This is a genomic window from Methylobacterium sp. Leaf91, from assembly GCF_001422815.1.
Classification (GTDB): domain Bacteria; phylum Pseudomonadota; class Alphaproteobacteria; order Rhizobiales; family Beijerinckiaceae; genus Methylobacterium.
On record NZ_LMMP01000042.1, the window covers coordinates 1 to 3,410 of the forward strand.

Consider the following 3,410-nt stretch of genomic DNA (forward strand, 5'->3'; position numbering starts at 1 on the left):
AGTGTGAAGTTGCTGCTCGCGTAGATCCTGTCGGTTCCGCTACTGGCCGCCTCGTGCACGACATCGCCCAACTGATCGACGTAGTAGATGTCGTTCCCCGACCCTCCGGAGAGGGCATCCGCACCGCCAAGACCGTCGAGGACGTCGTTGCCGAGGGCCGAAGTGATCGTGTTCGCCAGATTGGTTCCCGTGAGCCGGTCGGCGTAGTCGCTGCCGAAGAGGTTCTCGAAGCCGTGGATCTGGTCGCCTTGCGCATGGCCGCCGCTGGCAGTCAAGGTGAGAAGATTGACCGTGACGCCGGCATTGGAACGCGCGTAGCTCAGGGTATCGATGCCGCCCCCGCCTTCCAGGTTGTCGCCAGCTCCTCCGCCCTCGATCATGTTGGCGAGGTTATCGCCGGTGATCCGGTCCGCGAGCGCGGAACCGACCACGTTCTCGACATTGACGGTCACATCCCGTTCGGCGTCGCCCCCCGATGCCTCGTCGGGCAATAAGCGCCCGCTGCGGACCTGCATATTGATCCTCACGCCCGCCGCGGAGGCGCTGTAATCCACCGTATCGATGCCGTCGCCGCCATCCACCGCATCGCGGCCCGCTCCCGGAGTGAGCCAGTCGTCACCGGCGCCCCCCTTGAGAAAATCCTTGCCGGCTCCGCCGCGGAGTTTGTCGGAACCCTCGCCGCCGTCCAGCACGTCATCGCCGCGACCGCCGTTCAGCGTATCGTTCCCGTCCTCCCCGTAGAGGTAATCGTCCCTCGTATCGGGGCCTGAACTCAGCGTATCGTTTCCACCCTCGCCGTGGAGGGCGTCGCTGCCTCCCGTTCCGCCGTTCAGAATGTCGTTCCCGGCACCGCCATAGAGCGTATTGTCGCCCGACGTTCCGATGATACGGTTGTCGAGATCGTTGCCAACGAGGACGAGGGCGACGCCCGCCGCCACGCCCGCTCCGGTGAAATCGCGGTTTGCCTCGCCGGCGGCCAAGCTCCGCTGCTCCGACACTTTGAACGTGTCCCAGTGGCCATGCGCGATGCCGGAATTCCGGGCGATCAGGTCCGAGAAATGCTGCGCGTTGATATCGTTGACGAGCATCGTGCCGTCGAGTTGTTCCAGGTAGTAGAAGCGGTCGCCTTCCTGCAGTCGGTCCAGCTGCTCTTGGAATATCCACGTGAAGGTGGAGCCCATCTGGCTGCCACCGCTGGGCGCTTCGGCAAGACCACCGATCCACAGGTCGACGTCATTCACATGGCTGATGCCGGTGCCATTGATCTTGCCGTTGGCCGGATCGATCACGTCCTCGCCATAGACGGCCTTGAACTGAGCCAGAAGCTCGGCTCTTTGCGCGGCGTTGCCGCGAAGGTGGGCCCCAAATTCGTTCCAGTTCTGGTAGGCCGCAAGGCTTGGCACGCCCGGCCCCCCTGCATAATCGGACGCTTGGCCGAGAGCGTCGAGACTTGTGCCCGCACTGCTCACTTCGGCCCTGAACTCGTTCAGCGAAGAGAGCCCGAGTTCGCGCCCGCGCATGATGTTGGCCGCGCCGAGATCGAGCGGAAGCCCGAGAAGCTGGCTGCGGACGGCCTCGACCAGCTTCTCGTCGATCTGGTCGTGTGCCACTTGCATCGTCCCGGCCAGGAACGCCGCCGTTCCTCCCGTCACGCCCGGGTGAGCCGAATCCTCGCCGGCGAACATGGCCGGGTTCAGGAAGGCCTGGATGAGGGGAATGTCCTTCAGTTCTCCGTTGGCATCGACGTAGGGAATCGTTTCGTTGATCATCGAGTGACCGACGCGATACATTGCACCAGCGAACTCCTCGGAGATCGCGGCGTTGACGTTCGCGCGATAGCCACTGAATCCGTGGTCACCGGCACCGGGAATCTCACCCGACATCGCGGTAGCGAACTCGTCGAAGACGATCCTCTGATATTCCGCCGAGGTGATGACCTTCGCGGCTTGGAAGACCTCCTCCGTGCTCCATTCGGGGTGAAGAGCGCGGATCTGGTCGGCCTGATAATTATGCTCCCGATGAAAGACGGTATGCACGGAGGTCAGCGCGACGTTCTCGTTCGCCCGGTGATCACCGGCGATGTAGTAGGACAGCAGCGTTTCCAAGCTGAAGTTCGGATCGGGCTGACCATCACGGCCGAGCGGGGACGTGTCGAAATCGTTTTTGTCGCCGAGCAGGATCGTGTGCTTGCCGTCGCCGATATCGGCGAAGTCGACGAAATTGGCCGCGTTCTTCAGGTAGGTCCAGGCGGCGTAGTCTCCCCCCGATGCGCTCGCCAGATCGATGGCATGGGCCATATTGGCATCGCTGACTCCGTTGTTGAGCAGGACGTCCTTGTAGGTCGCGAGGGTCCCGCGGGCGACGCCGTCCGGGCCGACCTCCTCCACGCCGTCGAGGAGATGATGCGTTTTGACGAGATGGCCGCCCGCATCGCGGATGACCGCGCCGTTGGCATCTCTCGCGGTTTCGCGAAGCAGCCAGGTCATGCCGGGTTCCGACCCGTAGGTCTGATTCTGGTCCACGAAGGGCGAGACCTTGTTCAGATGGTCGGTTCCATTCACGTTATCCAGGACGGCGTTGCCGTCCGTGTCGATCGTGTATCGGGCCGCGCGGCCGCCGATGAGGAACTGCAGCTGGGGCGGAACACCCTGGGCGATGATGTTGTCCGTCGTGTCGATGGTCAGGCCGGGATTGGCGGCCGCGATCTGCGCGAGCTTCGCGTCGACGCCGCTCATATCGACGAATTGCGATCCGCCGCCACGGTCGTAGAAATCGAGGCCGTGATCGAAGAACTGACCGAACGACATCAAGAGGAGATTGGTGCCGTAGCTATTCGGCGTCTCGACGGATTGACCGTTCTGATCGATGGATTCGGAGACGACGTTGCTGATGACCCGCTCGTTGGGGAGCAGAGCGCCGCTGGCTCCGATCACCCGAACGCCGTTGATGCTCCCCGGCTCATAATGAGCAGCCGTCAGGCGAACGAAGGGCTGGTCGGCGTTGCCCCAAGAGGGGTGCGCGAGGTTGTTGCCCTCGCCGTTGATCGCCCTGAAATCACCGTCGTCGAACAAAGTGTCGAGAAAGGCCAGATCTTGCGATCGAAGCGAAATCGTCATTGGAACACTCCGTATCTATTGAGTAAACGGGGGTGTTCGCCGACTTTCATCGGCGTTCATCGGTCTAAACAAGCGGCCGATATTGGTCGTGTGCGCGGCGGGTTCGACCGGCTGCGGCTACAGAAGGTGGAAGTCGGTCTGTGTGACGGTGTTGGCATTGACGCGGAGGAGCAGGATCGTGTCGGCCCCGATCACGACGGTGGTGTTGGCACCGGACTGATTGATCGAGACCTCGCTGGCGAAGTCGGCTGCCGTGATGCCGAGACCCGACAGGTCCATGACGTCCTGGCCACC

Annotated in this window: 1 protein-coding gene; it reads right to left on the reverse strand. The window is 62.8% G+C overall.

All coding sequences use genetic code 11. The annotated features are described in order from the left end of the window. Nucleotides 1-3,116 (reverse strand): peroxidase family protein (locus tag ASF32_RS18485; protein WP_280136570.1); only part of this gene is annotated, 3,116 nt, incomplete at its 3' end. Between the last annotated feature and the right edge of the window lie 294 nt (nt 3,117-3,410).